The organism is Geobacter sp. (assembly GCF_030834625.1).
GTDB lineage: Bacteria > Desulfobacterota > Desulfuromonadia > Geobacterales > Geobacteraceae > Geobacter.
The window spans coordinates 1-26,130 of the sequence record NZ_JAUQXO010000017.1 but is presented as its reverse complement, the minus strand read 5'-3'; the positions used below and the strand labels follow the sequence as shown (position 1 = coordinate 26,130).

Annotated in this window: 22 protein-coding genes and 1 tRNA gene; 18 read left to right on the top strand and 5 right to left on the bottom strand. The window is 60.5% G+C overall.

All coding sequences use genetic code 11. From position 1 onward, the window contains the following. Window positions 1-5: 5 nt before the first annotated feature. Together lptE and holA are read left to right on the top strand one after the other, a co-directional pair. Window positions 6-524, top strand: a complete 519-nt coding sequence (gene lptE / locus RCH91_RS03555) for an LptE family protein (protein ID WP_306533168.1) — start codon at window positions 6-8, stop codon at window positions 522-524. A gap of 36 nt (window positions 525-560) precedes the next feature. Continuing rightward, complete coding sequence (holA, locus tag RCH91_RS03550) at window positions 561-1,565, top strand: DNA polymerase III subunit delta (protein WP_306533167.1); 1,005 nt, start codon at window positions 561-563, stop codon at window positions 1,563-1,565. Between the two features lie 116 nt (window positions 1,566-1,681). On the opposite strand, the gene rpsT is transcribed toward holA, so the two are convergent. The 4 genes from rpsT to RCH91_RS03530 form a co-directional block, all read right to left on the bottom strand. Next, window positions 1,682-1,945, bottom strand: a complete 264-nt coding sequence (gene rpsT, locus RCH91_RS03545) for a 30S ribosomal protein S20 (protein WP_306533166.1) — start codon at window positions 1,943-1,945, stop codon at window positions 1,682-1,684. Between the two features lie 176 nt (window positions 1,946-2,121). Beyond that, on the bottom strand, window positions 2,122-3,489 hold the full coding sequence (locus RCH91_RS03540; RefSeq protein WP_306533165.1) for a cytochrome C: 1,368 nt from the start codon (window positions 3,487-3,489) through the stop codon (window positions 2,122-2,124). 155 nt (window positions 3,490-3,644) lie between these two features. Further along, window positions 3,645-3,965, bottom strand: a complete 321-nt coding sequence (locus tag RCH91_RS03535) for a hypothetical protein (RefSeq protein WP_306533163.1) — start codon at window positions 3,963-3,965, stop codon at window positions 3,645-3,647. 112 nt (window positions 3,966-4,077) lie between these two features. Then, window positions 4,078-5,583, bottom strand: coding sequence for a DUF3373 domain-containing protein (locus RCH91_RS03530; protein ID WP_306533161.1), 1,506 nt, complete (start codon window positions 5,581-5,583; stop codon window positions 4,078-4,080). 403 nt (window positions 5,584-5,986) lie between these two features. Here RCH91_RS03530 and miaB point away from each other — a divergent pair, with 403 nt between their 5' ends. From miaB to RCH91_RS03485, 9 genes are all read left to right on the top strand, one after another. Next, a complete protein-coding gene (miaB, locus tag RCH91_RS03525; RefSeq protein WP_306533160.1) occupies window positions 5,987-7,312 on the top strand; it encodes a tRNA (N6-isopentenyl adenosine(37)-C2)-methylthiotransferase MiaB in 1,326 nt (441 codons plus the stop codon). 15 nt (window positions 7,313-7,327) lie between these two features. Beyond that, window positions 7,328-7,828, top strand: a complete 501-nt coding sequence (locus RCH91_RS03520; protein ID WP_306533159.1) for a bifunctional nuclease family protein — start codon at window positions 7,328-7,330, stop codon at window positions 7,826-7,828. A 46-nt stretch (window positions 7,829-7,874) separates the two neighbouring features. Beyond that, on the top strand, window positions 7,875-8,945 hold the full coding sequence (locus RCH91_RS03515; RefSeq protein WP_306533158.1) for a M42 family metallopeptidase: 1,071 nt from the start codon (window positions 7,875-7,877) through the stop codon (window positions 8,943-8,945). Window positions 8,946-9,091: 146 nt separating this feature from the next. After that, the gene (guaB, locus tag RCH91_RS03510; protein ID WP_306533157.1) at window positions 9,092-10,567 is read left to right on the top strand and encodes an IMP dehydrogenase; all 1,476 of its coding nucleotides are present in this window, start codon (window positions 9,092-9,094) and stop codon (window positions 10,565-10,567) included. Then, the gene (gene guaA, locus RCH91_RS03505; protein WP_306533156.1) at window positions 10,564-12,126 is read left to right on the top strand and encodes a glutamine-hydrolyzing GMP synthase; all 1,563 of its coding nucleotides are present in this window, start codon (window positions 10,564-10,566) and stop codon (window positions 12,124-12,126) included. Before guaB ends, guaA begins: the two co-directional genes overlap by 4 nt. 142 nt (window positions 12,127-12,268) lie before the next feature. Beyond that, window positions 12,269-12,754, top strand: coding sequence for a ferritin family protein (locus RCH91_RS03500; protein ID WP_306533155.1), 486 nt, complete (start codon window positions 12,269-12,271; stop codon window positions 12,752-12,754). Window positions 12,755-12,869: 115 nt separating this feature from the next. Continuing rightward, window positions 12,870-13,541 (top strand): HAD family hydrolase, encoded by a 672-nt coding sequence (locus RCH91_RS03495; RefSeq protein WP_306533154.1) that lies wholly within the window; start codon window positions 12,870-12,872, stop codon window positions 13,539-13,541. A 35-nt stretch (window positions 13,542-13,576) separates the two neighbouring features. Next, on the top strand, window positions 13,577-15,295 hold the full coding sequence (locus tag RCH91_RS03490) for an aldehyde ferredoxin oxidoreductase family protein (RefSeq protein ID WP_306533153.1): 1,719 nt from the start codon (window positions 13,577-13,579) through the stop codon (window positions 15,293-15,295). A 107-nt stretch (window positions 15,296-15,402) separates the two neighbouring features. Continuing rightward, window positions 15,403-16,569, top strand: coding sequence for a class II aldolase/adducin family protein (locus RCH91_RS03485; RefSeq protein ID WP_306533152.1), 1,167 nt, complete (start codon window positions 15,403-15,405; stop codon window positions 16,567-16,569). Here the strand turns inward: RCH91_RS03485 and RCH91_RS03480 are convergent. After that, entirely contained in the window at window positions 16,562-17,722 is a 1,161-nt protein-coding gene (locus tag RCH91_RS03480; protein WP_306533151.1) for a sensor histidine kinase KdpD, read from the bottom strand. The genes RCH91_RS03485 and RCH91_RS03480 overlap by 8 nt on opposite strands. A gap of 172 nt (window positions 17,723-17,894) precedes the next feature. On the opposite strand from RCH91_RS03480, the gene RCH91_RS03475 reads away from it, so the two are divergent. From RCH91_RS03475 to RCH91_RS03445, 7 genes are all read left to right on the top strand, one after another. After that, window positions 17,895-18,593: an ABC transporter ATP-binding protein gene (locus RCH91_RS03475; protein WP_306533150.1), complete on the top strand. Its 699-nt coding sequence runs from the start codon at window positions 17,895-17,897 to the stop codon at window positions 18,591-18,593. Then, entirely contained in the window at window positions 18,590-21,127 is a 2,538-nt protein-coding gene (locus tag RCH91_RS03470; RefSeq protein ID WP_306533149.1) for an FtsX-like permease family protein, read from the top strand. Before RCH91_RS03475 ends, RCH91_RS03470 begins: the two co-directional genes overlap by 4 nt. Window position 21,128: 1 nt before the next feature. Further along, entirely contained in the window at window positions 21,129-22,295 is a 1,167-nt protein-coding gene (locus RCH91_RS03465; protein WP_306533148.1) for a lipocalin-like domain-containing protein, read from the top strand. Between the two features lie 125 nt (window positions 22,296-22,420). After that, entirely contained in the window at window positions 22,421-22,732 is a 312-nt protein-coding gene (gene flgM, locus RCH91_RS03460) for a flagellar biosynthesis anti-sigma factor FlgM (RefSeq protein WP_306533146.1), read from the top strand. 86 nt (window positions 22,733-22,818) lie between these two features. Further along, entirely contained in the window at window positions 22,819-24,114 is a 1,296-nt protein-coding gene (locus RCH91_RS03455) for a CCA tRNA nucleotidyltransferase (RefSeq protein ID WP_306533145.1), read from the top strand. 18 nt (window positions 24,115-24,132) lie between these two features. Next, window positions 24,133-24,207: transfer RNA gene (locus RCH91_RS03450), tRNA-Gly, on the top strand. A 401-nt stretch (window positions 24,208-24,608) separates the two neighbouring features. Then, window positions 24,609-25,793, top strand: coding sequence for a DNA cytosine methyltransferase (locus RCH91_RS03445; RefSeq protein WP_306533144.1), 1,185 nt, complete (start codon window positions 24,609-24,611; stop codon window positions 25,791-25,793). The last annotated feature ends 337 nt before the right edge of the window (window positions 25,794-26,130 follow it).

The following is a 26,130-nucleotide window of genomic DNA, read 5'->3' as shown; positions in this document are numbered from 1 at the left end:
CGTCCATGAAGGGGAAAATAGTGCGTCTCGTGGCGACAGTTCTGAGCATGCTGGTCGTTGCCGGGTGCGGCTATCATGTCATGAAGCCGGCGAGGGGCGGGGCGGGTCCCGACGGAAAGACTCTTGAGGTCTCCATCTTCGCCAACCGGAGCTTCCGGCCGAACATTGAGGCGACCCTTACCGACATCATTGTGGATGAGTTGGTGAAGAGGGAAGGCACCCGACTGGTGGAATCCGGAGGAGAGCTCATTCTTTCGGGAGCAGTCCTCTCTTACGGCACCTCGGCCGTCTCCTATACCGCCATCGATGAGGTGAAGGAATACCGGGCCACCGTTACGTCGGAGATTACGCTGCGCAAGAGCGGTACCGGCCAGGTGGTCTGGAAGGGGACCCTGACGTCCACCCAGGACTTCCCTGCCCAAGACGACCTGGTTGTTCAGCAGAACAGTGAAGAGGCTGCCATCCGCGAGATCTGCCGCAAGCTGGCGCGAGAAGTCTATATTCATCTCACCGAGGATTTTTGATTTTCAAGAATTCCGGATTCTGGCTCTTTCAAACCCATGAAAATCGACGAATTCCATAAAGCCATAGCACGGGGGGAGATTTCCCCCCTTTATTATTTCCATGGCGACGAGCCGTACCTGATGGAGCGGGCGGTGAAGCGGCTCATGGAGTTCGTTGTGGCCCCGGATTTCCGCGACTTCAATCTGGACGTCTTCTACGGCAACGAGTGCAAGGGGGATGAGGTTGCCTCGGTGGCCCAAACTCTCCCCATGTTTGCGGAACGGCGGATGGTGCTTGTGAAGCGTGCCGGTGACCTCTCGCAAGCCGCCCTGGAGATTCTCGCCTCCTGTATCGCCGACCCACCCCCCACCACCTGTCTCGTCTTCGTGGGTGAGAAGCTGGACCAGCGGAAGAAGTTCTTCCTGGAGATGAAAAAGAAGGGGGAGCTTGTGGAGTGCAAGCGCCCCTACGAGAACCAGCTCGGCGCCTTCATCCGCGAGGAGGCTCGGGGGCTCGGCAAGCGTGTGGAACTGGCTGCGGCGGACATGCTCGTCTACCTTGTGGGGAACAATCTGGGCGAGCTGACGACCCAATTGGAAAAGGTCGCTCTGTTCGTGGGGCAGCGGGAGACAATTTCGGTGGAAGATGTGCGCGGAATCGTCTCCGACACGAAGGTTGAGAGCGTCTTCGATCTCACCAATGCCCTCGGCGAGCGGGATCTGGGAAAGGCACTCCGAAGCCTTGCCACCATCCTAAGGGACGGCGAAGCACCGCTCATGCTCCTTGCCATGATCGCGCGGCACTTTCGGCAGCTCTGGCGGGTGCGGGACCTGATGGCACAGAAGACTCCGCAGCAGGATATGTCCCGGCTCTCCGGGGTGAACCCCTATTTCCTCAAGGGGGTCATGGCGCAGGCGCGAAACTTTACTGCTGCCGAACTGAGAAAGGTGTTCGAGAACCTCTACGCAACTGATCTGGCTTTGAAGGGAGGGGGGGCAAAGCGGCCAGCCCTCACCGTGGAGAGGCTTGTGATGGACGTGTGTGGAATTGGACCCAAGTAGAAAGACATCCGCGGGGGGATTTGCTTTATCCTGAAGGTCGTTTTCCGTTTACTGTTTAACAGAAAAAGGGACCCCCAATCGGGAGTCCCTTTTCATTTCGCAAGGGGTAAGAACGTTTAGCCGAGAGTGTTCACCAGCTTGGTAAGACGGGAGACGTTCCGGGAAGCGGCATTGGCGTGGATGATCCCCTTGGTGGCCGCCTTGTCGATCACCGGAATTGCAGCCTGGAGGGCCTCCTTGGCCTTGGCCGGGTCTTTTGCCTCGACAGCCTCACGCACATTCTTTATGAAAGTCCGCAGACCGGAGCGGATGGACTTGTTTCTGAGCTGCTTCTTTTTATTCTGCTTGATCCTTTTCAGGGCCGACTTGTGATGTGCCAAACTGCACCTCCGTATGGGTTACGAGTGAATTCGAGTAGTTTTGAAAGTCAATTAACTACCATTGAAGCGCTTGGCAAGTCAAGTTAAAAATGTCCTGCGTCAGAGTGGGAACAGAGGTCAAAAAAGTGGGGTGGAATGACCACCCCCCATTGACATTGAAGGAGAAGGCAGAGGGTTTACCATTCTTCCCGCTGTTTCTTGGCCATGTATTCGAAGTAAACTTCGGGATTCGTGAGCTTGTTTATCTCTTCGGCGCTGTAGCCGAGGTTTTGGAAGTTCAAGACGCCGTTGGGTGCATGGCAGTTGTTACAGGTGAGCGCCTTAGCCTTCGTCACCAGGTGGTTGCTGCCGAAGTAGACAGTCTGCCAGCCGGGAACCGGCTCGTAATCCTTGATACCCATGATATTGGCTGCGGAGGTCACGCCGGCCAGGGTGTTGCCGGTAGACATGGGCGGAGCGAAGTCCATGGCCAGGAGCTGCCCGTCCTTCTTGTTGAAGTAGCCCTTCCCCTGGAAGATCTTGAAGGGGTAGATCCTGCTCTTGCTATCCTTGCGGTCACCCTTGGGGCCGATGAAGTCGGGGCGGTTTGCCACGGTCTTGTTGTACCAGGCATAGACCGGCACCGTCTCGTTGGCTTCTCTGCGCAGGGTTGTCGGCTCGTAGTAGCCGTTGGAGAGTTTTTCCCACACCGTGAAGTCTTTGGCGAAGGAGCCGCCGGTTCTGGTCACATGGCAGGTTTGGCAGGCGATGCGGGCCGTGTGCCGGTTGTAGGCCTCTTCCTTGTGGGGCTTCTCCGTGTGACAGTCGGTGCAGGAGAGGCGCAGGCCGTCGTGGGCCCAGTTGTTGGGGTCGAAACCGGTCGGGATCCGGTGCTTGTCGGCCTTGTGGCAATCGACGCAGACCATCCCCTTGGCGGCATGGACGTCGTTCTCCGCGGTGAAGGCGAAGCCGCGCTTCACGTAGACACCGCCCCCCGCCGCTTCGTGACAGGTCATGCAGTTCTTGACCGTTGGCTTTGCGATGGAGAGGGCCGCCTTGGTGCTCCGGTCCTGACCGAGGATTACGTTGCCCTGGTCATCTTTATAGGGCGCACGCTTGCTGAAGTCGTAGTCCTGCGAGTGGCAGACGAGACAGTCAATAGCGGCTTCGGCAGCGGGGCCGGTGCTCCCCACGTCGGAGAGGTGATTGCCGGGGTGACAGCTGTTGCAGCCCGAGAACTTGGTCGCTTTGGCGTCGGGTGCTTTGGGAATCTCCTTGAGGTTGTTGACGATGTCGTTGCCGTTGCACATGGTGTAAATGCGGTTCTTCATCCCGTATTCCTGCTTCGGGTCGATGTTTTCCACATTGTCTACCTTGGATGCATGGGTCCAGTGGACAGTTTTCAGGAATTGTTTCGCTGTGCCGGCGTGGCAGACTTCGCAGGTCTCCGGCCCCTTGTAGCCATTCTTTTCGATGTATCCCTTCCCGGAATGTTCCTTGGCCTCGACCGCCGCCGTTGCCAGCAGGCCTGCAAGCAGGGTGCTGAGGAGAACTTTCGTGCTCATGGGGACCTCTCTTCTAAGAATAATGTGTGATGATCTGAATTATTTAGAAATATGCATAGATAATATATCTAAATAATTGGATATCGCGTGCAAGAAAATTGCAGCCACATCATCAAGGGCTGCAATCGACAGATTTATTCAGTTAAGAGAAAAACTCAGCAGCCGGCGGTTTTCCTGAAGAGCTTGCTGGTGTTCTTTCCGCCTTCGTTGTCGTACTTGCAGCGGATTTCATCGCCGTCCTTTATCCGCTTGTCCTTGAACTTGTCGAGGGTGAGGTCGTCGGTGACGGTGATCACCACGTTCTTGCCGGTTTTGTTGTCCTTGAGCGTGACTACTGCTTCTTTGGGGCTCTTTATCTCGATTTTTTCGATCACTCCGATCATCTTCACTTCTTCGGCGCTAGCCACACCGCTGAAGCTGATGATGCTCATGGTGAGGAGTGCGAGAGCCATTACTACCGATACCGCCTTTTTCATTTTCCTTCTCCTTTTGGTTGTGTGTCGGCATCGATGCCGTCACGGTGTTCGAACTTCCTTTCTGAGCGTTTACGGAAGTTGGGGGGGCTTGCGCCCCCCGTGGGTGATCGTTCTAGAAGTGTACCTCGAATGATGCATACAGATCCTGGGCTTGTTTCATGGGAGCGGTCATCTGTGGCATGCCGGCGTTGGGCAGATCGCCGATCTTGACCGGTGCGCCGAGCCAGCTGTTGCTGCCGGTGTAGTCGAAGTCGTAATACTGGTACCCGACCTTGAAGAATACTTTGCTGAGATAGGAGGAGATCGGCGTGAATTTCAGCTCCTGGATAACGTACGCCTCGTAGACGTCGCCACGCGTCCCGACCTTGCTGGTCCACATGTCATCGGCGGCCGGAGCGAAGGTGATCCAGTTCTTGGAGCCGTGGTTGTACTCCAGGCCGATCTTCGTTCCGGTTGATTCGATATCGTAGCGGCCCCCGGCGTAGACTGCCCATCCAGAGGTTGACTTGACATCATTGGCGTCGGACAGAAGGGCGTAGGTGCCCATCAAAGTGTCACCACTGGGATGGGTCTTGCTGAGGGCACCATTGACAAACCAGTTCAGGGAGCCGGGGCCAACATTTTTTACCTTGCCCAGAAACGAGAGACCATACCAGTCGATGTCGCCGATGTTGGCGGTCGGTTCAAGACCTACGTACGGACCGGTGAGCATTACCGGGGCGTTGAAGATGTCCATTCCCCGGTTGTACTGGAACTCGGCATGGAATGCATCGGTGTCGTAGGGGACGATGTTGATGCCGATCATGTCGGTGTCTTTGAGGCTGTTGTTATTGCTTTCCTGAATGCCGCTCTCGAAACCGCGGCCATAGCAGAGCTTCATATACGCGCCCGGTAGGGACTCGATGTCCGGCGCCCATCCAAGGGTGCCACCATCAAAGGCATAGTCCACCAGAAGCTGCGGGACGCCGGAGTTGCCGGGGCGTTCCTGGTTCTGCTTCAGGTGCGCCGGGATGCCGCCGGTGGAGGGGCGGCGGCCCACCGAGAACCAGATGGGCTGATCCATGATGTTGCTCCAGGTGGCATAGACCCGGTCGACCGACAGCTTGCTGTCGCCGGGGACATGGCCGACGGTGCCGTCGAAGGCGCCGGCCCGGTCGAATGAATAGGCAGAGTTTCCCTGTAGGGCTGCGTCGTCTTGGGCGCCGGTTACCTTGTACATGAGAAGACGGGCTGTGACGCTCACGTTCTGGGTGGCCTTGGCCTTGAGATTTATGCCGAACCGGTTCGTGAAGAGGGAGCTGTCTTTGACGGACTTACCGTCAACCAGCATTGCCCCTCCCTGGCCGTCAGGCGCAAAATGGGCAGCCGTGCGCCCGGTAAGGTAGTCATAGCGGAACCGGTAATCCCCGCCGAGGGTCAGCCAGCGGCCTATCGACTTCTCCTCAACCTTCTCAACCTTGCGGTCCGTGTCCTTCATCTGCTGTTTGAGAGCCTCCAGCTCTTTCTCCAGAACCTCCATCTTCTTCTGCAGGTCCTGGTCGGCTGCCAGGGCCGTGAGTGGCTGGCAGAGTCCGACGAGCAGTGCTCCTGCCAGAACCTTCCGGGCTGTGCGTTTCATGCGTTCTCCTTTCCTGGGTGTGTTGTAACCGCATTTGCATTGCGTGAAGCCGGTCTTTGCGTTGGCCGTCAATTAATGCGTGAATTACTCTCTCTTATCGGTAAGAGGGTGAGGAGCTTGAGTTGTATACAAATTTATTTAGGTTAATGTTTGCATATGCCAGCATATGTATAAGTAGATTAGCAACATTGGTGCCAATTATGTATTTATATAAATTTATAGATAGTTGCATATATAGGGGGGCTGCTCAGTCAGCCATATGACATTTTTGGAGGGGTCGGACCGACATTTTTCGGCAGCGCCCTGAATATGTTCACTGGTATCGTATACGGCAATTACGCAGTTGACGGGGCGCAGCCTAATCTCGTAATATCTATCGAATTATTCGTAGGAAAGAGGAACCGTGACAGGCGAAAAACTTCTGTATATTGAAACCTTTGGTTGCCAGATGAATGTGAGTGATTCCGAGAAGGTGGCGGCGCTTCTGAAGGGGGAAGGGTATTCGCCAACCCCCGATTCATCGGAGGCGGACCTGATCATTCTCAATACGTGCAGCGTGCGGGCAAAGGCCGAGCACAAGGTCTACAGCTATCTGGGACGTTTCAAGGGGCTCAAGCGGGAGAAGCCGTTTCTCCTGGGCGTGGGCGGTTGTGTGGCCCAGCAGGAGGGGGAGCGGCTCCTGAAGAGGGTGCCGTGGCTCGATCTCGTCTTCGGCACCCACAACCTGCACCTCCTGCCCGAAATGGTCCGGGCGGCGGAGCGGGGTGAGCGCCGCGCGGCGGTGGAATTCATCGACAACGAGACCCGGCTCGACCTCTTTCCCCAGGTGGACAAAGGAGGGAGTGTAACCCGGTTCGTGACGGTCATGCAGGGGTGCGACAATTTCTGCTCCTACTGCATTGTCCCCTACGTGCGGGGAAGGGAGATCAGCCGCCGCTCCGCCGAGATCGTCGAGGAGATTCGCAACGCCGTGGCCGGAGGCGTGCGGGAGGTGACGCTCCTGGGCCAGAACGTCAACTCCTACGGCCTGAAAACGCCGGGAGAGCTCACCTTTGCGGGGCTTTTGAGGGAAATATCGGCCATCGACGGCCTTGAGCGGATCCGCTTCACCACCTCCCATCCGAAGGATATCTCGCCGGAGCTCATCGCCTGTTTTGCCGAACTGCCGAAGCTCTGCGGCCACATCCACCTCCCGGCCCAATCGGGGAGCGACGGGATCCTGGCGCGCATGAACCGGGGGTACTCGCGGCAGGAGTATCTGGAAAAGGTGGCTGCGCTCAAGGCGGCCCGCACCGGCATCCTGATTACCGGCGACATCATCGTCGGGTTCCCCGGCGAGACGGAGGATGATTTTCTCCAGACCCTCTCCCTCATGGAGGAGGTCCGGTACTCCGATATTTTCTCGTTCGCCTATTCACCCCGTCCCGAGACCACGGCGGCGGGCCTTGCCGACAGGGTCACCCGCAAGGAGACTCAGGAGCGGCTCGACCGGGTCCAGGGCCTCCAGCGGGACATGACCATCGAGCGGCATGAGAGTTTTGTCGGTACCCGCCAAACGGTGCTTGTGGAAGGGATGAGCAAGCGGGGCGACCAGCTTTACGGCCGCACCGACGGCAACCTGATCGTCAACTTCGCCGCCGACACCTCTCTTATCGGCTCCCTTGTGAAGGTGCGCATCACCCGTGGCTACCCGAATTCGCTCCTGGGCGAACTCGCAACCGGGCAGTAAGGAAACGGAGCATCCATGTACCTGAAGATGAGCATTTACGGTTTCGCCCTCGATTCCATCGCCCAGATGCCGGTCGTCCTCCTGAAGGATGCCGACGAGGCGAACACCATCCCCATCTGGATCAACAGCACCGACGCCCTCTATATCGTGGCAGAGCTCATCCGACACGACGCATCGGCCAAGAGCGACCGCAAGGACCTCCTTTCGGCGCTGCTCGGCCATCTCGATGCCGAGGTGGAAGAGATCGTCATCGAGGATATGAAGGACGGTCTCTTCGACGCTTCGGTGGGGGTCGCGCTGGATGGGGAGACGGTGAAGCTCGACGTGCGCATCTCCGAGGCCCTGGTGCTGGCCCTCAAACACTCCCTGCCGGTCATGGTGGCAGAACACCTGCTCCACAAGATTTCCCTGTGCGATGGCGAGACCGACGAACGCTTCACCGATGCCGATGCACGCCGCTTTGTCGATTTTCTCGAAAACCTCGACCCCGCCGATCTCGGCAAATATCCCATGTGACCAGATGGGGCGGCAGCCCCGTCCCGAAAGATTCAGGAGCCCATACATGCGTCAGGAATCCCTTGATTTTTTCAAGCAGCTGGTGGAAGCGCCGAGTCCCTCCGGCTACGAGCAGCCGGCCCAGCGGGTCTTTCGCGACTACATCGCCCCCTTTGCCGAAGTGACCACCGATGTCATGGGGAACGTCATCGGCCTCATCCGCGGCGAGGGTGAAAACCTTCCGCGGGTTATGATCGTGGGGCACACGGACGAGATCGGTTTCCAGGTGAAGTACCTGGACGACAACGGCTTCATCTTCTTTGCCCCCATCGGCGGGGTGGATGCCCACCTGACGCCTGGGAAGCGGGTCCGCATCCACACGGCCAAGGGAGAGGTGACGGGGGTCATCGGCAAGAAGCCGATCCATCTCATGGACGAGGAGGACCGGAAGAAGGTGGTGCGTCTCGACGCCCAGTACATCGACATCGGCGCCGCCGACAAGAAGGAGGCCCAGGAGTACGTGCGGGTCGGCGATCCGGTCACCTTCGCCGCCGGTTTCGAGCGTCTTCTGGGGGACCGTGTTGCCTCCCGGGCCTTCGACGACAAGGCGGGAAGCTTCGTGGTGGCCGAGGTTCTCAGGGCCGTGGCCGAATCGGGGGTGAAGCTCCCGGTGGACCTCTATGGCGTCTCCTCCGTGCAGGAGGAGATCGGGCTTCGCGGCGGCACCACCAGCGCCTACAGCGTTAACCCCCATGTGGGCATCTGCGTGGAGGTGGACTTCGCTACCGACCAGCCTGACGTGGAGAAAAAGCACAACGGCGAGGTGAAGCTCGGCAAAGGGCCGATCCTTCCCCGGGGGGCCAACATCAACCACCCCCTCTTTGATATCCTCTCCTCCACGGCGGAACGGGAGGGTATCGAGGTCCAGTACACCGGCATCCCCCGGGCCACGGGCACCGACGCCAACGTGATGCAGATATCCCGCGGCGGCGTCGCCACGGCCCTGGTGAAGCTGCCGCTCCGTTATATGCACACGCCGGTGGAGGTCCTTTCCCTCTCCGACCTGGAGAACGCCGTTCGACTCATTGTCGCCGCGTTGCCGGGGATGGGGGTAAAAGAGGCTTTTATCCCGCGCTGACGGGCAGGGTTTGCGGCGAAAAGCCGTTTCTCCCGATCCCTGACTTGATTTTCTCTTTGATTTTAACCCCTTTTAACTTGACTCACCTTTTTGCCTCGACTATCTTTTCCGGTTAATACTTGAGACCCACCACAAAGGAGTCCGCGATGTTAGACGAAACGATTCAGGAAGGCCTGACCTTTGACGACGTCCTTCTCGTCCCTGCCCATTCCCAGATTCTCCCCCGCGATGTCTCCCTCAACACCCGCCTGACCAGGAACATTCACCTCAACATTCCGCTTGTCTCCGCCGCCATGGACACGGTCACCGAGGCGCGTACCGCCATCTGCATGGCCCGCGAGGGGGGGATCGGCATCATCCACAAGAACCTCTCCATCGAGGAGCAGGCCATGGAGGTGGACAAGGTCAAGAAGAGCGAATCGGGCATGATCGTGGACCCCATAACCATGCGCCCCCACCAGAAGATTCACGAGGCCCTGACCATCATGGAGAAGTACCGGATTTCCGGGGTTCCCGTCACCAACGCCAAGGGGAAGCTTGTCGGCATTCTCACTAACCGTGACCTCCGTTTCGAGACCAACCTGGACCTTCCCATCTCGGACCGCATGACCAAACGGCGGCTCGTGACCGTGGCGGTGGGCACCACCCTGGAAGAGGCCAAGGAGCACCTGAAGCATACCCGGGTGGAAAAGCTCCTGGTGGTGGACGACGAGAAGAACCTCAAGGGTCTCATCACGATTAAGGATATCGAGAAGGTGAGAAAGTACCCCCATGCCTGCAAGGACGCCTTGGGGCGCCTTCGGGTCGGCGCCGCCGTCGGCCCCACCACCGACATGGAGGCCCGGGTTGATGCCCTGGTGAAGGCCGGGGTTGACGTCATCGCCATCGACACGGCCCATGGCCACTCCCAGGGGGTGCTGGACGCCATTCGTGCCATCAAGGCTGCGTTCCCGGGGGTTGAACTCCTCGCCGGCAATATCGCCACTGCCGAGGCTGCCGAGGCACTCATCAAGGCCGGGGTCGACGCCATCAAGGTGGGGATCGGGCCGGGCTCCATCTGCACCACCCGCGTGGTGGCCGGGGTCGGCGTGCCCCAGATCAGCGCCATTGCCCAGTGCGCCAGGGTTGCCCGCAAGCACGACATCCCCCTCATCGCCGACGGGGGGGTCAAGTACTCCGGCGACGTCACCAAGGCAGTTGCCGCCGGGGCCGACGTCATCATGATCGGCTCGCTCTTCGCCGGCACCGAGGAGTCCCCCGGCGACACCATCCTCTACCAGGGCCGGGCCTACAAGAGCTACCGCGGCATGGGCTCCATCGGCGCCATGAAGCAGGGGAGCAAAGACCGCTACTTCCAGTCCGACGTGGAGAGCGAGGTGAAGCTTGTTCCCGAAGGGATCGAGGGGATGGTTCCCCTGCGCGGACCGCTCGGCGCCAACGTCCACCAGCTCATGGGAGGTCTCAGGGCAGGCATGGGATACACCGGCTGCCGCACCGTCAGCGAGCTCCAGCAGAAGGGGCACTTCATTCGGATCACCGGCGCGGGGCTCAAGGAATCCCATGTCCACGACGTCATGATCACCAAGGAAGCTCCCAACTACCGGGTTGAGAACGTTCGATGAACAGTGACATCCACAGCGAGAAGATCCTGATCCTGGACTTCGGTTCCCAATACACCCAGCTCATCGCCCGGCGGGTGCGGGAGGCCCATGTCTACTGCGAGCTCCACCCCTTCGACATGGATCTGGCGGCGATCCGCGCCTTTGCCCCGACCGGGATCATCCTCTCCGGCGGTCCCAAGTCGGTCTATGATGAAGGGGCGCCAGCGGTGGAGGAGGCCCTCTTCGAGCTGGGGGTGCCGGTTCTCGGCATCTGCTACGGCATGCAGCTCATGGGCCGCCACTTTGGCGGCGAGGTGGTGCCGGCCGGAAAGCGGGAGTTTGGCCATGCCGACCTCCTGTCCACGGGAGTTCCCGGCCCCCTCTTCGATGGCTTTTTCGTCGAAGGGAAGAGCCCTGTCTGGATGAGTCATGGTGATCATGTCTCCCGGGTTCCCGCCGGCTTCCAGGTGGTGGCGGAGACGGCCAACGCGCCGGTCTGCGCCATCCAGGACGTGGCCCGCAACCTCTACGGCGTCCAGTTCCACCCGGAGGTGAACCACACCCCCCGGGGGGAGATCCTCATCGACACCTTTGTCAGGAAGATCTGCGGCTGCAGCGGCCAGTGGACTCCCGGACACATCATCGATGATGCCGTGAGCCGCATCCGCACCCAGGTGGGGAGCGATCAGGTGATCCTCGGCCTCTCCGGCGGGGTCGACTCGTCGGTGGCTGCGGCCCTCATCCATCGGGCCATCGGCGACCAGCTCACCTGCGTCTTCGTGGACAACGGCCTGCTGCGCCTTGGCGAGGGGGATCAGGTCATGGCTACCTTTGCCGAGAACCTCGGGGTGAAGGTGATCAGGGTGGATGCCGAGGAGCGGTTTCTCTCGGCTCTGGCTGGCGAGAGCGACCCGGAGAAGAAGCGCAAGATTATCGGCAAACTCTTCGTGGATATTTTCGAGGAGGAGTCAGGGAAGATCGCTGACGCCCGCTGGCTTGCCCAGGGGACCATCTACCCCGACGTCATCGAGAGCGCCGGGGCCAAGACCGGCAAGGCCCACAACATCAAGAGCCACCACAACGTGGGAGGGCTTCCCGACTACATGAAGCTGAAGCTCCTGGAGCCCCTGCGGGAGCTCTTCAAGGACGAGGTGCGGGCCATCGGCGAGGAGTTGGGGCTGCCCCACCAGATGGTATGGCGCCATCCGTTCCCGGGGCCGGGGCTGGGGGTCAGGATCCTCGGCGAGGTGAAGAAAGAGTACGCCGAGATCCTGCGCCGGGCCGATGCCATCTACATCGAAGAGCTCTACGCCGCCGGCCACTACGACAAGATCAGCCAGGCCTTCGCCGTCTTTCTGCCGGTGAAGAGCGTCGGGGTCATGGGTGACGGCCGCACCTACGAGTACGTGGTGGCGCTTCGGGCCGTTGAAACCAAGGACTTCATGACCGCCGGCTGGTATCCGCTCCCCTACGAGGACATGGCACGCATCTCGAGCCGGATCATCAACGAGGTGAAGGGGGTCAACAGGGTGGTGTACGACATCTCCAGCAAGCCTCCCGCCACCATCGAGTGGGAATAGATGCACCTCAAAGGGCGCCGGAAACGGCGCTCTTTCTTTTTTCACGCCCATTTCTCTTTTTAGTTGCGCCTGAAAAGTCGGATTAATCTGGTATAATTTCACTAGAGAAATCAAAACCACACCAGGGAAAGGGGGCTTGTGTATGAACATCATCGACTGTGCGCTCAAGATGGAAGAGGAGGCCGCCAACCACTACACGAAACTTGCAGCGGCTTCTTCGGTTGAGGAGCTGAGAAATCTCTTCGGGCTGCTGGCCGCTTCGGAAAAGGAGCACCATGATACCCTCACGGCCATGTTGGGGAATGTTGATCCGGCAAAGGCCGAGTTCAAGGCCCTCGACGAAGCGGCATGCGCCTTCAAGCCGCTGCTCGGCAAGCGTGATCTGGTGGCGGAACTGCTGCGGGATCCGGACGGATACCAGCATGTGGTGAAGGAAGAGGAGGAAAGCATCAAGTTCTACGAGGATCTTGCCGCCAAGGCGGACAACGATGATACCCGCGCGCTGCTGCTGAAACTGGCCAAAGAGGAACGGCGGCACCTGAGCATCGTGGAAAACATCTATTCGTTCGTGGAGGAACCGAGGACCTACTTGGCGTGGGGAGAGTTCAGCAACCTGAAGGAATACTGATCGAACTTTTCCCGATCGCAGCATAAAGCCCGTCCAGTGACGGGCTTTTTTATTGCGGCGGGGCCGGTTAACCCTCTATAGTTAGTCATAGTGATACCGAACCAGGAGACGCCCCGTGTCGCATTCCATCGACCTTATCATCTTCGATCTGGATGGAACCCTTATCGATTCCCTCCCCGATCTTGCTGATGCTACGAACCACATGCTGGCTACCCTTGGCAGGCTCCCCATCGATCAGGACGCTGTGCGCAGGCTCGTGGGACAGGGGGCGCGCCGTCTCGTAGAACGGGCCCTTCCCGGGGCTCCGATGGACGAGATCGTACGCGCACTGGAACTTTTCCTTGATTATAACCACCGGCACATTGCCGTTCGAACCGTCCTCTATCCCGGTGTCACGGAGACCCTCGACGCGCTGAGGGAGCGGGGGATGCGGATGGCGATCATCTCCAACAAGAACGTGGCTCTCTGCCGCGAAGTCCTTTCCGTCCTCGGCACCGAACGCTATTTCGAGGAGATTCTCGGTGCCGATTCGCTGCCGTTTCGCAAGCCGTCGCCCGAGCCAGTCCTGAGGCTTCTGGCCGATTTTGGGGTGGCGCCGGAGCGGGCGGCCATGGTCGGTGACAGCATCAACGACATAGATGCCGGCAAAGGGGCAGGAGTGACGACGGTGGGGTGTACCTGGGGGTACGGCGCACCGGCGGAGCTGGCCGACGCCGATTATCGTGTGGACAGTTTTTGTGAACTAGCCGAGATTCCATTGTTTTGCCGTGAGCGGGTAAGTATATAATGAAGTCTGTAACCACGCATGGATGGACGGGACGCATGCTGTGCGTCGATCTGACGGCACGAGAAAGCTGGCACGAGAAGATTGCGCCGGAATTCCTCCACGCCTACTTGGGCGGGCGGGGGCTTGGAGTGAGGCTCATGCGTGGGCTTCACCGGATCGATCCCTTTGAACCGGAAATGCCCCTTATCTTTGCCGCCGGTCCCCTCTGTGGCACCCCGGCTCCCACCGCGGCCCGGCTTTCGGTTGTGTCGCGCTCGCCCCTTACCGGCACCATCTATGACTGCTCCGCCGGCGGGCGCTTTGCCTGGCGGCTCAAGGCCGCGGGGGTCGATGCCCTGGTGATCACCGGCAAGAGTGCGACTCCCGTCGTCATTGCCGTCACGCCCGCCGGTGCCGAGATTTCCGACGCGCCGCAACTCTGGGGGAAGACGGTCCATGAAACCGTTGCAGCCCTCGGCAACGGGGTGAGCGTGGCCGCCATCGGGCCGGCCGGGGAGCAGGGGGTCCTCTTCGCCAACATCATGATGGGGGAGGGAAACTCGGTGGGGCGGGGTGGGCTCGGCGCGGTCATGGGGGCCAAGGGGCTCAAGGCGGTGGTGGTGAACGGCGACCTTTCCGTGACCATCGCCGACCGGGAGCGGTTCGACAAGGCCCGGCAGGACGTGATGCGGCTCTTCCGCGCCTCGCCCGTGATTTTTGGCGAACTCGGCATCGCCGAATACGGCACGCCGGCTCTGGTGGACCTTATGCGCCAGCGCCGCATGGCACCCACCGACAACTTTCGGCGGACGGTCTTCGAGGAATCGGGAAATTACTCCGGTCCCGCCATCCGGCGTGACTTCCAGGCAAAAAAGGACGGCTGCTACGGCTGCCCCATCCAATGCAAGAAGAGCACCCCCAGCGGCGAGCACCTTCCGGAATACGAGACTGTCTCCCATTTCGGGGGGCTGAACGGCATCGCCAGCCTTGCCGCCATCGTCAAATCCAACACCCTCTGCAATGAGCTGGGCCTGGATACCATCTCCGCCGCCGCCACTCTGTCGGCATGGGGGGAGGCCCGGGGCCGCTTCCCCGATGGTGAGGAAGTGCAGCGGCTTCTGGCCGACATCGCCTTTCGCCGCGGCGACGGCGAACTCCTCTCCCTCGGCTCCCGCCGGGTTGCCGAGGCCCTGGGGCAGCCCGGCCTGTCCATGAGCGTCAAGGGTCTGGAGCTTCCCGCCTATGATCCCCGCGGCGCCTACGGCATGGCGCTTGCCTACTGCACCAGCAACCGGGGCGGCTGCCATCTGCGGGCCTATCCCATCTCCCACGAGATCCTGCGAAAGCCCATTGCCACCAACCGCTTTTCCTTCTCGGGCAAGGCGCGGATCATCGCCATCGCCGAGGACACCAACGCCGCCGTTGATTCCCTGGTTGCCTGCAAGTTCTCGTTTTTCGGTGCCACGCTAGAGGAATACGCCGAACTTCTCTCGGCCACCACGGGTATCGACTACTCTCCCCAGGACCTCAAGGAGATCGGCCGACGGATCTGTCTCACCGAGCGCTTCTACAACTGCGACAATGGCTTCAATGTGGCGGACGACTGCCTGCCGGAGCGTTTCTTTGTCGAGCCCGGCTCCAGCGGAGAGGGTGTGGAGATTCCCCCCCTCGACCGGCCACGGTTCGAGGAGGAGCTGCAGAAGTACTACTGGATTCGGGGGCTCACTCGCGAGGGGACGTTTGCGGATCCGGATTTTCTGCTGAAGCAGCCCTGAGAAAACAGCTATAAGTAGTGCTCGAGAAAACATCTGTATCAAGTTGTTTTATAATGTTTTTCTTGGGCTGATTTTCTTCGTGAATAAACGTGTGTTTAGGTAAGTATATGCGTGAACAGATAGCGGCATACACTAACAAACTCATCACCGACCGTTCGGCCCTGCGGGGGGAGATCGCCATTGCCGCCCAGGACGACACCCTCATCGTCGACGGCAGTACCGCATTGGCGCACTTGGCCGGCGACGTCCTTGCCCGGCTCAGCTGTCTTGGTCTGGTGGCGGCCCGGCCGTCGCTCCCCTTTGCGGATTTTCTGGTGGCCCGGGCATCGCGGGAGGAGTCGTGCATCGTCCCTCGGGACACGGAGACCCGCACCTTTCTCCACGATATCCCGTTTTTGCGACGGGAAGAGCTTGGAAGCGACCCGGTCCCCACCATCGCCCGGCTCCTGGGGAGCCGCAAGGGGGTGGTGGTGGAGGGGGTGGGGATCGTGGCGAGCGGCGCCCTCACCATTGAGCAGGCGTACATCAACTACTCGTCGGTCTTCCATTCGACCTTCGTGAAGTACCTCCAGGATGTCCTCCATGACGGGATCCTGCTGCCGGGAGAGGCGGAGGCCTTTGCCGCGTTCCGCCGTGACTGGCTCCGCCCCCTCTCGGCCGACGGCCTCGCTTTCCGCAACGGCCCCTTCACCGACCCTGCCGTCATCCTCCACGAGATTGCCACGGTGGGCCGCTACACGGTGGAGCGGGGGCTCGTGGACTCCTTCTTCGGCAACATCTCCTGCCGGGCCGGTGATGTCATCTACATCTCCCAGACCGCCGCGAGCCTCGACGCCCTGGCCGGCTGCATCGACCCGGTCCCCATGGACAACTCCTCCACCTTCGGCATCACCGCGTCCAGCGAACTGCTGGCCCACCGCCGCATCTACGAGGCGTCGGGCGCCGCCACGATCCTTCACGGCCATCCCAAATTCGCGGTTGTCATGAGCATGGAGTGCGACGAGGCCGGCTGCACCGTGACCGACTGCTGGAAGGAGTGCGACCGGGTGCGGATGCTGGGTGATGCGCCGGTTGTGGCGGGAGAGATCGGGGCAGGAGGGCTGGCGAAGCGGGTTCCGCCGGTCATAGCAGGGCCTCGCCGGGCGGTGGTTTACGGCCACGGGGTCTTTACGGTGGGAGAGAAGGATTTTGCCGAGGCCTTCCGGGCCATGGTCGAGGTGGAAAACTGGTGCCGTGAGGAATATTTCCGGCGGGTGGAATTGAGGATCAGCTGAAGCGTTTGGGAATCGACAGGGTGAAGGTGGTCCCTTCCGGTTCCCGGCTGGTGAACGCTACTTTTCCCTTCAGGTACCGTTCGCCGAAGAGCTTGACGCTGTAGGTGCCGATCCCCCTCCCGGTGCCGGCCTTGGTGCTGAAGGAACGCTGGAATATCTGGAGCTGGACCTCCTCCGGCATGACCCCCGGGTTGGTGACGCCGAAGATGACCCGGCCGCCGTCGTCGGTGCAGGAAAGGGTAACGGTACCCCCCCGCGGTGTTGCCTCCAGGGCGTTCTTGACGAGGTTTCCGAGGATGCGGCGCAGGATCTGGCCATCGCTTTCGATTGCGCAGTCGACAACACCCCCCATGACCAGTTCACGCCCCGCCGCAATATCGTGGTTCACGTAGAGGGCATGGACTTCCTGCATCAGTTCCCCTATGGGCACCATCCCCAGGTCCGGTTTGAATTCCCCCTTTTCGGCGGCCAGCAGCTTGCGCTGGTGGTTGATCTCCTCGATAAGGCGGCTGGAGAGAAGAACCATCCATTCTTTGTATTCGACTTCCTTTTCAGGGGGGAGTTCGCGGTTCTCGGCGAGCATGGCGGCAATGCCGTGAATGCCGCCGGCCGTGTTGATCACGTCGTGGAAAAAGACCCGTTCGAGGACGTTGCGCCGCTTCTGGTCGCTGATGTCGCGCATGACGCAGACGGTGACCGGAATGCCGTTGACCGTCGCCGGACTAGAGCAGACCTCCAGGTCCAGGGATGTCCCGCCGTTGCGATTGAGGGTAATACGGCATTCGTGGCAGCTCTGGACGAGGGTTTCCTGGCTTTCGAGAATCGACATGACCGCGCCGCAGACGGAACAGTGATTGCCGGTGCCGCAGCCCGCGGGACCCTCGGAGGAAAAGATGCAGCCGAAGGCTTCGCCGGGACGCTTACCCGTGATGGAGTTGATCCCCTGCATCCCGAAGGCGTCCAGCAGCCGTCGGTTGGCCGCAACAACCTGTCGCTCGCGGTTGAGGACGAGGGCGTAGTCGGGGATGGCATCCAGAAGGGACGAGAGGGTGGTATCGAGGAGCACCCGTTGGCGAATTTCCTCAACTTTTGCGCGGGATGCCCGTTCGGCAGGAGCAAAGAAGGTCGCGGCTTCAGTTTGGGGTGCTATCATCGGGCGGTCTCCAATTCGTTAACGTCTTCACAATCTAGCGACATTCGGCGCGGCAGTCAATGCCGTTGAATTTTTCACAACTCGTGCCGGTATTGAGCCGGCCTCTTCCTGTGGTACCCTCAAAGAGGGGTGCTTTCGACGTCCCCCATCATCTTTGCAACGGTGCCCACCCATGAATCCTTTCATCCGCCTCACCGACATCCACAAATGCTACCGCGAGGGGGACCGGGAACGGACCATCTTCCGGGGAGCCGAACTGTCTGTCGAGCCTGGCCAGTGGATCGCCCTCCTGGGGCGAAGCGGTTCGGGCAAGTCGACCCTCCTCAACCTCATCAGCGGCATCGACCTCCCCGACCGGGGCGAGGTGATCGTCGGGGAATCCACCATCAACCGCCTCACGGAACGGGATCGAACCCTCTTCCGGCGTCGGCGCATCGGCTTCGTCTTTCAGTTCTACAATCTGATACCGACCCTGACGGTGCTGGAAAATCTCCTCCTCCCCCTTGAGCTGGCGGGCGAGGTGACGCCGGAGGGAAAGACTCGTGCCCGGGAGCTTCTGGAACGGGTAGGGCTTGCCGACCGGGCCGCCAGCTACCCCGACCGCCTCTCCGGCGGAGAGCAGCAGCGGGTGGCCGTGGTCCGGGCGCTGATTCACCGGCCGGCCCTCGTTCTCGCCGACGAACCCACCGGCAATCTGGACAGCGAGACGGGGCGTCAGGTGCTGGAACTTTTCGACACCCTTGTTCGCGGGGCCGGCGCCACCATGGTCCTCGTGACCCATAGCGCGGAAGTGGCGGAGCGGGCCGACCGGGTGCTCAGCGTCCGGGACGGACTGCTGGTGGAACTCCCCAGGGAGGGGAGGGGGCCATGATCCTTCTGCGGGCAATCCTGCGGCATCTCCTCCGGCATCCGTGGCTCACGGTCCTCTCCATAATCGGCGTGGCCCTCGGCGTTGCGGTCGTCACCGGGGTTGACCTGGCCAACGAAAGTGCGTCCCGGGCCTTCCGGGTGGCTGCGGAGACGGTGGCGGGGAGGGCTACCCACCAGATCGTCGGCGGACCGGCGGGGATTCCGGAGGAGCTTTACCGGAGTCTCCGTGTTGACAGGGGGATACGGCCCGTCGCGCCGGTGGTGGAAGGGTATGTGGCCGTGCCCGGCCAGCCGGGGACGACCCTTCGCATTATCGGCATCGACCCCTTTGCCGAGGGGCCGTTCCGTGCCTTCGGGGCGCGCTTCATCAAGGGGGCCGATCTGGAGGGGCTTCTGGCGAGGCCTGCCTCGGGGCTCCTCCTCGGAGAAACCGCCGGACGCCTCGGCGTTAAGGAGGGCGGCATCCTGAACGTGGAGACGGGGGGGATAGACCACCGGCTCACCGTTGCCGGGTTTCTGGAGGCGGGGGAAGGGGTGAACCGCCAGGGGCTTGAAGGGGTCGTGGTCACGGACATTGCCACGGCCCAGGAACTCCTCGGCATGGTCGGGCGGCTCTCCCGCATTGACCTGATCCTTCCCGAGGGAGGGGATGCCCGGCTCACGGCCCTGCGGAAGTCCCTTCCGGCCGGAACGGAGGTGATGGCGGCCGGCGCCCGGACCGGCAGCCTCGACCAGATGACCCGGGCCTTCCGCCTTAACCTGACGGCCCTGAGCCTCCTGGCCCTCATGGTCGGCATGTTCCTCATTTACAACACCACCACCTTTGCCGTGGTCCGCCGCCGGCGCCTCATCGGCATGCTTCGGGCCATGGGCGTCACCCGGCGGGAGATCTTCGCGCTGATCTGCAGCGAGGCCATTCTCGTCGGCATCGTCGGCATGGTGCTGGGGCTCGCCGGGGGGATGCTCCTGGGGCGGGTGCTCACGGGGCTCGTCACCCGCACCATCAACGATCTCTACTTCGTCCTCCAGCTGGGAGAGATGGTCCTTTCGCCCCTCATTCTAGCCAAGGGGGCGATTCTCGGCATCGGGGCCACTGTTGCCGCCGCCTTGCCGCCGGCCCTGGAGGCGACCACTGCCCCGCCCCGGGCGGTCCTCGTCCGTTCGGTCATCGAGGCGCGGACCCGCCGTCTCGTGCCGCTGGCAGCCATCGTCGGGTTCCTGGCCATGGGGGGAGGGTGCCTGCTGTTCCTCGGGGACAGGGGGGGAATCGTCACTGGCTTCGTGGGGCTCTTCGCCCTCATCCTTGGCTATGCCCTCGTAGTGCCCGGCGCCACGGTCTGCATCGCGGCCCTCGTCCGGCCTTTGGCAGGGGGCATTGCCGGCCCCCTGGGGAGGATGGCCGCACGGGGGGTGGTGACCTCCCTCTCCCGCACCGGCGTGGCTACGGCGGCCCTGGTGGTGGCCGTCTCAGCCACCATCGGCGTCGGCATCATGGTGGGGAGCTTCCGCAGCACGGTGGAGCGGTGGCTGGAGAGCCGGCTGCGGGCCGATGTCTACGTGACCACCGTCGGGACCGGCACCGGCAGGGAGAAGCCCCCCCTCGACCCGGCGCTTGTGGAACGTCTGGCGACGGTGCCGGGCGCCGCTGCCAGGAGCCTCACCCGCCGCGTTACCGTCGAGGCGGCGGAAGGGGCGACCGATCTCCTCGTCATGGATGTTCCCCAGAGATCATTTTTTGGCCTTCGCCTCAAGGAGGGTGACCCTGAGCGGGGGTGGAGTTCCTTCAGCAGGGGAGAGGCGGTCATTGTCTCCGAGCCCTATGCCTTCCGCCACCGGGTCGGGCCGGGGGACCGGGTGCGTCTCCGCACCGACCGGGGGGTGAGGGAGTTTCCGGTGGCCGGGGTCTACTACGACTATGGCTCTGATACGGGGGTCGTGGCCATTGCCCGCGCCGCCTATCTCCGTCACTGGGATGACCGGAGCGTGGACGGCATTGGCTTTTACGGTGACAAGGGGGTCACCACCGACCAGCTTGCCGAGGAGATCAGGAAGCGGGCCGGCGCGAGCCGCATCACCGTCATCTCCAACCGGCAGCTGCGCGATGCTTCCGTGGCGGTCTTCGACCGGACCTTCGCCATAACCGGGGTTCTGCGGCTCCTGACGGTGGTGGTGGCCTTCGTGGGGGTCCTCTCGGCCCTCATGGCCATCCAGGTGGAGCGTTCGCGGGAGCTGGCGGTGCTGCGGGCCGTGGGGCTCACCCCGGCCGAGGTGTGGGGGCTCGTCTGCGGTGAAACGGGCCTCATCGGCCTCATTGCCGGGCTCCTCTCGCTCCCCCTCGGCATCCTTGAGGCTCTTGTCCTCATCCATGTCATCAACCGCCGTTCCTTCGGCTGGACCATGGAACTCTCTCTCGAACCGGCGATCCTCCTCCAGGCCATGGTGCTTGCCTGTTCCGCCGCCCTCATCGCCGGCATCTGGCCCGCCTTCGCCATCGCCCGCACCTCACCGGCCCTTGCCCTGCGGGAGGAGGAATAGCATGCGGCGCGGCCCGGTTCTCCTTGTAGCCGTTGCGCTCCTCTGTGCGGCGGCCCTTGTCTGGCTCCTGGCAGGCGGCCGGAGTGCTCCCCGCCGGGAGCCGGGCATCAGCGTAGCCGACGCCCTCGGCGGTTCCCCCCCCGAAGGGTTTCTCCGGGCCTCCACTCCCCGCAGCTTCCAGTTCCCTGCCGACCACGGCCCCCATCCCGGTTTCCGCACCGAGTGGTGGTACTTCACCGGCAACCTGGCAGCGGCCGGGGGGCGCCGCTTTGGCTACCAGCTCACCTTTTTCCGGGTGGCCCTGAGTCCGGTTCCCTCCAAGCGAGCCTCACGCTGGGGGGCCAACGATATCATCATGGGCCACTTCGCTCTCACCGACGTGGAGGAGCGGCGTTTCCACCACTTCGAGCGCTTCAGCCGGTCCGCCCTGGGCCTTGCCGGTGCCGGGGGGCGGCCCCTCAGGGTCTGGCTGGAGGATTGGTCTGCCACGGAGGTGGGGGAAAAGCCCTGGCGCATGCGCCTCACGGCTCGCGAGGGAGACGTGGCCGTCGATCTTACCGTCACTGCCAACAGGCCCGTTGCTCTCAACGGCGATGGTGGGCTGAGCCAGAAAAGCGGCGAGCCGGGGAACGCCTCTTACTACTATTCACTCCCCCGTATGGAAACCGCCGGCACCGTAACCGCGGGTGGAGAAACCGCTACAGTGACCGGCCTGTCCTGGCTCGACCGGGAGTGGAGCACCAGCGCCCTGGGGCCGGACCAGGCGGGGTGGGACTGGTTCGCCCTTCAGCTCGATGACGGCCGTGACGTCATGTTCTATCGCCTGCGCCGTCGTGACGGCGGCACCGAGCCCTGGAGTTCCGGCACCCTCGTGGAGGCCGACGGCTCGTACCGTCATCTCACCCGCGAGGACGTGCGAATCGACGTGCTCCAGTGGTGGCGAAGCCCCGCCAGCGGTGTCCGCTACCCCTCCCGGTGGCGCTTCAACGTACCCGCCGCGAACATCGACCTCGAAATTACCCCCCGAATCCCCGATCAGGAGCTTCTCGTCACTGTCCGTTACTGGGAGGGGGCTGTGAAGATGCAAAGCCGCGCTCCTGGCGGGCCGAGGGGCTCCGGCTACGTGGAGATGACCGGCTACGGCGGGGAGGGTGTGTCGGCAAATTGACGTTTTTTGTGTTTTTTGCGAAATTTTTTTTGGCACGGTGTCATTTTTTTCTAAAGATTTTTCCCACACCTGACGATATAGTAATCAACAAGAGAGAAACGGAGGCAACGGAGGCTGTGTGCGCCATGAAAATAGACGATAAGCCCATACTCCCAGCAACGATAGCGACGAGAAACGATGCAGCTGCGGCCCTTGCCGACAGTGAGAGCCACAGGAACGGAACTGCAGCAGCAGGGCAGGGAGGGGATACGGTCAAGCTCTCTGACAACGCGGAACGGGTTGCCCGCATGAACGAGGCCCTCCAGCAGATTCCCGATATCCGGGTGGAGCGGGTCCAGGAACTCAAAAAGCAGGTCGCTGCCGGCGAGTACAACGTGAGTGCCCGTGCCGTGGCCGAGAAGATGTTCATGGCCATGAAGAAGGGGATCGCGGTCTGACCATCCTCAGGAGACATGCTTTCGAAAAGCCCGCCCCGTGCGGGCTTTTTTGTTGCCTCGTCTTCACCGGGTGGTAAGCTCTTGCCATGGAAACTTCCTTTGCGCCATTCATGGAGATCCGCCACCTGACGACGCTTCGGCGGGCGACGGCGGAATTGGGGCTGCAGAGCTACGTGGTCGGCGGATGCCTGCGCGATCTGGTGCTGGGTCGCGAGGTGAACGATGTGGACATTGCCGTCGCCGGCGGTGCCGAGAAGGTGTCACGCCGCTTCGCCAGGGAGTGCGGCGGCACCTTCTTCTGGCTCGACCAGGAGCGGGGCCATTCCCGCGTCATCATCAAGGGAGGCGGCGAAACCGTTACCTTTGACTTCGCCCCCCTGAGGGGTGAGGACATCCTCGCTGATCTCGCCCTTCGCGACTTCACCATAAACTCCCTTGCCGTCCCGCTGCAGGGCGAACCAGGGCTGATTGACCCCCTTGGAGGAGCAGCCGACATCCGTGCAAAGGTGGTGAGGCGCTGTTCCGCATCGTCCTTTCGCGACGACCCCCTTCGGCTCGTGCGCGCATTCCGCTTTGCCGCCACCCTCGGTTTTCACATCGAGGCCGAAACTCTCGCGGCAATTCCCGACCACCTGCCGCCGTTGGCCAACGTCGCTGGAGAGCGGATCCGCGACGAGCTTTTCCGGATTCTTCAAGCGCCGGGAGCCGGATCATCTTTCCGCGAAATGGGCAGCGCAGGGCTTCTCGGAGTTGTCTTCGGTCTTGAGCCTTCGCGAATTTTACAGGCAGCGGAGCCCATCGACATGGTCGGGAAGGTTGTCGACTCGTTTTCACGAGCGGCTGACGAAACGGCAGAGAAGATAGGCATGAGGATGGGGGTGGAAGCCCAGAGCGGAGTGACGGTCCTTGCCCTGATGAAGCTGGCCGCGTTTATCGACGCGGCCGGAATTGCGCCCCGTGTGTCGGCTGATCGTCTGAAGCTTGGGAAGGCGGCTGGGCAAATCATGGAAAAGTTGTGTCGTGCCGGCGCGCTTGCCTTGGCAGAACATCAGGACAACATCTCCGCATACAGGTTCTTCAACGACAGTGATCCCGCAGGACTCGAACTTCCGCTGCAGCTTCTGGCCCGAGGGCACATCACCGAATCGCGTTGCCGCGACCTTGCCTGTTACTATCTGCATTCCCATATACCTCGGGGAGGCAGCCTTCTCCTCAGCGGCGCCGAAATCATGGCCCTGCTCTCAGTCCCGCCCGGCAGGATAGTAGGGGAAGCCCACGAGCTTCTCCGGGAGGCCCAGTGCACCGGCGAAGTGAGGACCGACGCCGAAGCGCGCGCCTTCCTGAGGAAAAAACTGTTGACAACCGGCGAGCCCATGGGCTAAAAAGTTGTACTCAATCAAGCGGGAATAACTCAGTGGTAGAGTGTCAGCTTCCCAAGCTGAAGGTCGCGGGTTCGAATCCCGTTTCCCGCTCCAGAAAATCAAGGGGGTAGCTGAAAAGGCTAACCCCTTTTTCTTTGGTTCTCGTTTGCCGTGGAGAAAGGGAAATGAAGCCTTCCGAAGTCCTTCAGTCTCACCGTGAAGAGGTTCGAAAGATCGCACTGAGCCATCGTGTTCAAAATGTGCGCGTGTTTGGTTCCGTGCTGTATGGCGAGGATACGTCAACGTGACCCTTTCATCTTGAACCTCCTGGCTCTGTATTGTGCCAGAAAGCTCTACTTTTAACTTGTCTTCGTTTTGGGGAAGTTTACGCTCTCAAGTCAAACTTACCCCCCCGCTCGCTTATGTGGTTGACACTCTTTGCGCCCATGATTTATACCTATAAAGATCGGAAAGGTTCCAATTATTAGTAGCTTATCATTTGGGTAAGAGGCAAAATGAGCTTCACTGTACTTGATACTTTTGCTGGTGCTGGTGGTTTTAGTCTTGGATTTCAACTTGCGGGTGCAAAGATTGTAGGAGCGATTGAGGTCGACAACTGGGCATCTGAAACGTTCTCGTTCAATCATCCTGACTCTGTTGTTATGCAGGGAGATATAACTCAAATCTCCGACGATCAAATTGTTGAAAGCTTCGGAAGTTTGCGACCGGACATCATCCTTGGTGGACCACCCTGCCAAGGGTTTTCGATCTGCAACAAGAACAGCGGTGACCCCAAAGACCCGAAGAACTCTCTTTTCAAAGAGTTCATTCGGGTTGGACGTTTGCTACAGCCGAAAGTCATGATCATGGAAAACGTTCCTAATCTGATCAAGGCAAGAACTGAAAGTAAAGAACTGGTCATTGATATCATTGTTTCTGAGTTGGAAAAACTTAACTATCATGTTGATTTCGGAATTCTTGAGGCGACTGATTATGGCGTTCCACAGATCAGAAAAAGACTTGTAGTTGTTGCTTCAAGAACGAAGATGAGGAAACCGTTCCCCGACAAAACCCATACCGTTTGTGACCAGCGGAGTTTGTTGAATTACAATCTTCAGAGGTGTCCTACCCTCTGGGATGCCATCTCTGATTTGCCGAAGATTGCCGCAAGAGAAGGAGCCGAAGAGGCACATTATGACAAGCCTCCGCAGAATGCCTACCAGAGCTTTTTAAGGCGGGACTCACACAAGCTCTTCAACCATAAGGCTATGAATCATTCGAAGCGGCTGGTCGACAGATTTGCGTCTATGAGATGGGGCGATTCTACCTCCGATGTGCCTGATCATTTACGACCGTTGAAACGGAATAGCAGCGAGTTCTCCGACAAAATATACGATCAAAACAACAGGCGCATGCATCCTGATCGTCCCTGTCACACTATTGCAGCTTCCTTCTATGCTAACTTCGTTCATCCCTTCATCGATCGCAACTTTACTGCTCGGGAAGGCGCAAGGATACAGTCTTTCCCTGATTGGTACGTCTTTAAAGGAAAGCCGACAGTTGTGAGTCACAAGCTATTGCATAGAGAAGGTAGGCTGGAGGAGAAGCATCTCTGCCAATATAACCAGATTGGTAACGCTGTACCCCCATTGATGGCTAAAGCGATTGCTTCAAATATCTTTGATCAACTGAGAGGCTAACTTGTTCGTTCACGGCAATAACCTTGAGCAGAAAGAGAATCACCGGACCAAGTATCGGGACGCTGATTCTCGCCGTTACTTAGGCGAGATCAGGATCAGGTATAATCAATGGAAGGCAGCAAATCTTGCACTGGTTGGTCCAACGTCTGCTGTAGCCGAGGGTGACGCTGGTGTTATCACCGAGCGGGTACGTTTAGTTATTACTCCGGCAAATAAACAGAGCAATTAAGATGCATAGGCAGCACAGGGGTGCTCGAAGAACTTTTTCACTTTGGTTCGGTTGTTCTGTAAATGCCGCATATGCTTTCTGGCCTTTGACTCAAGTTGCTTGGCATTT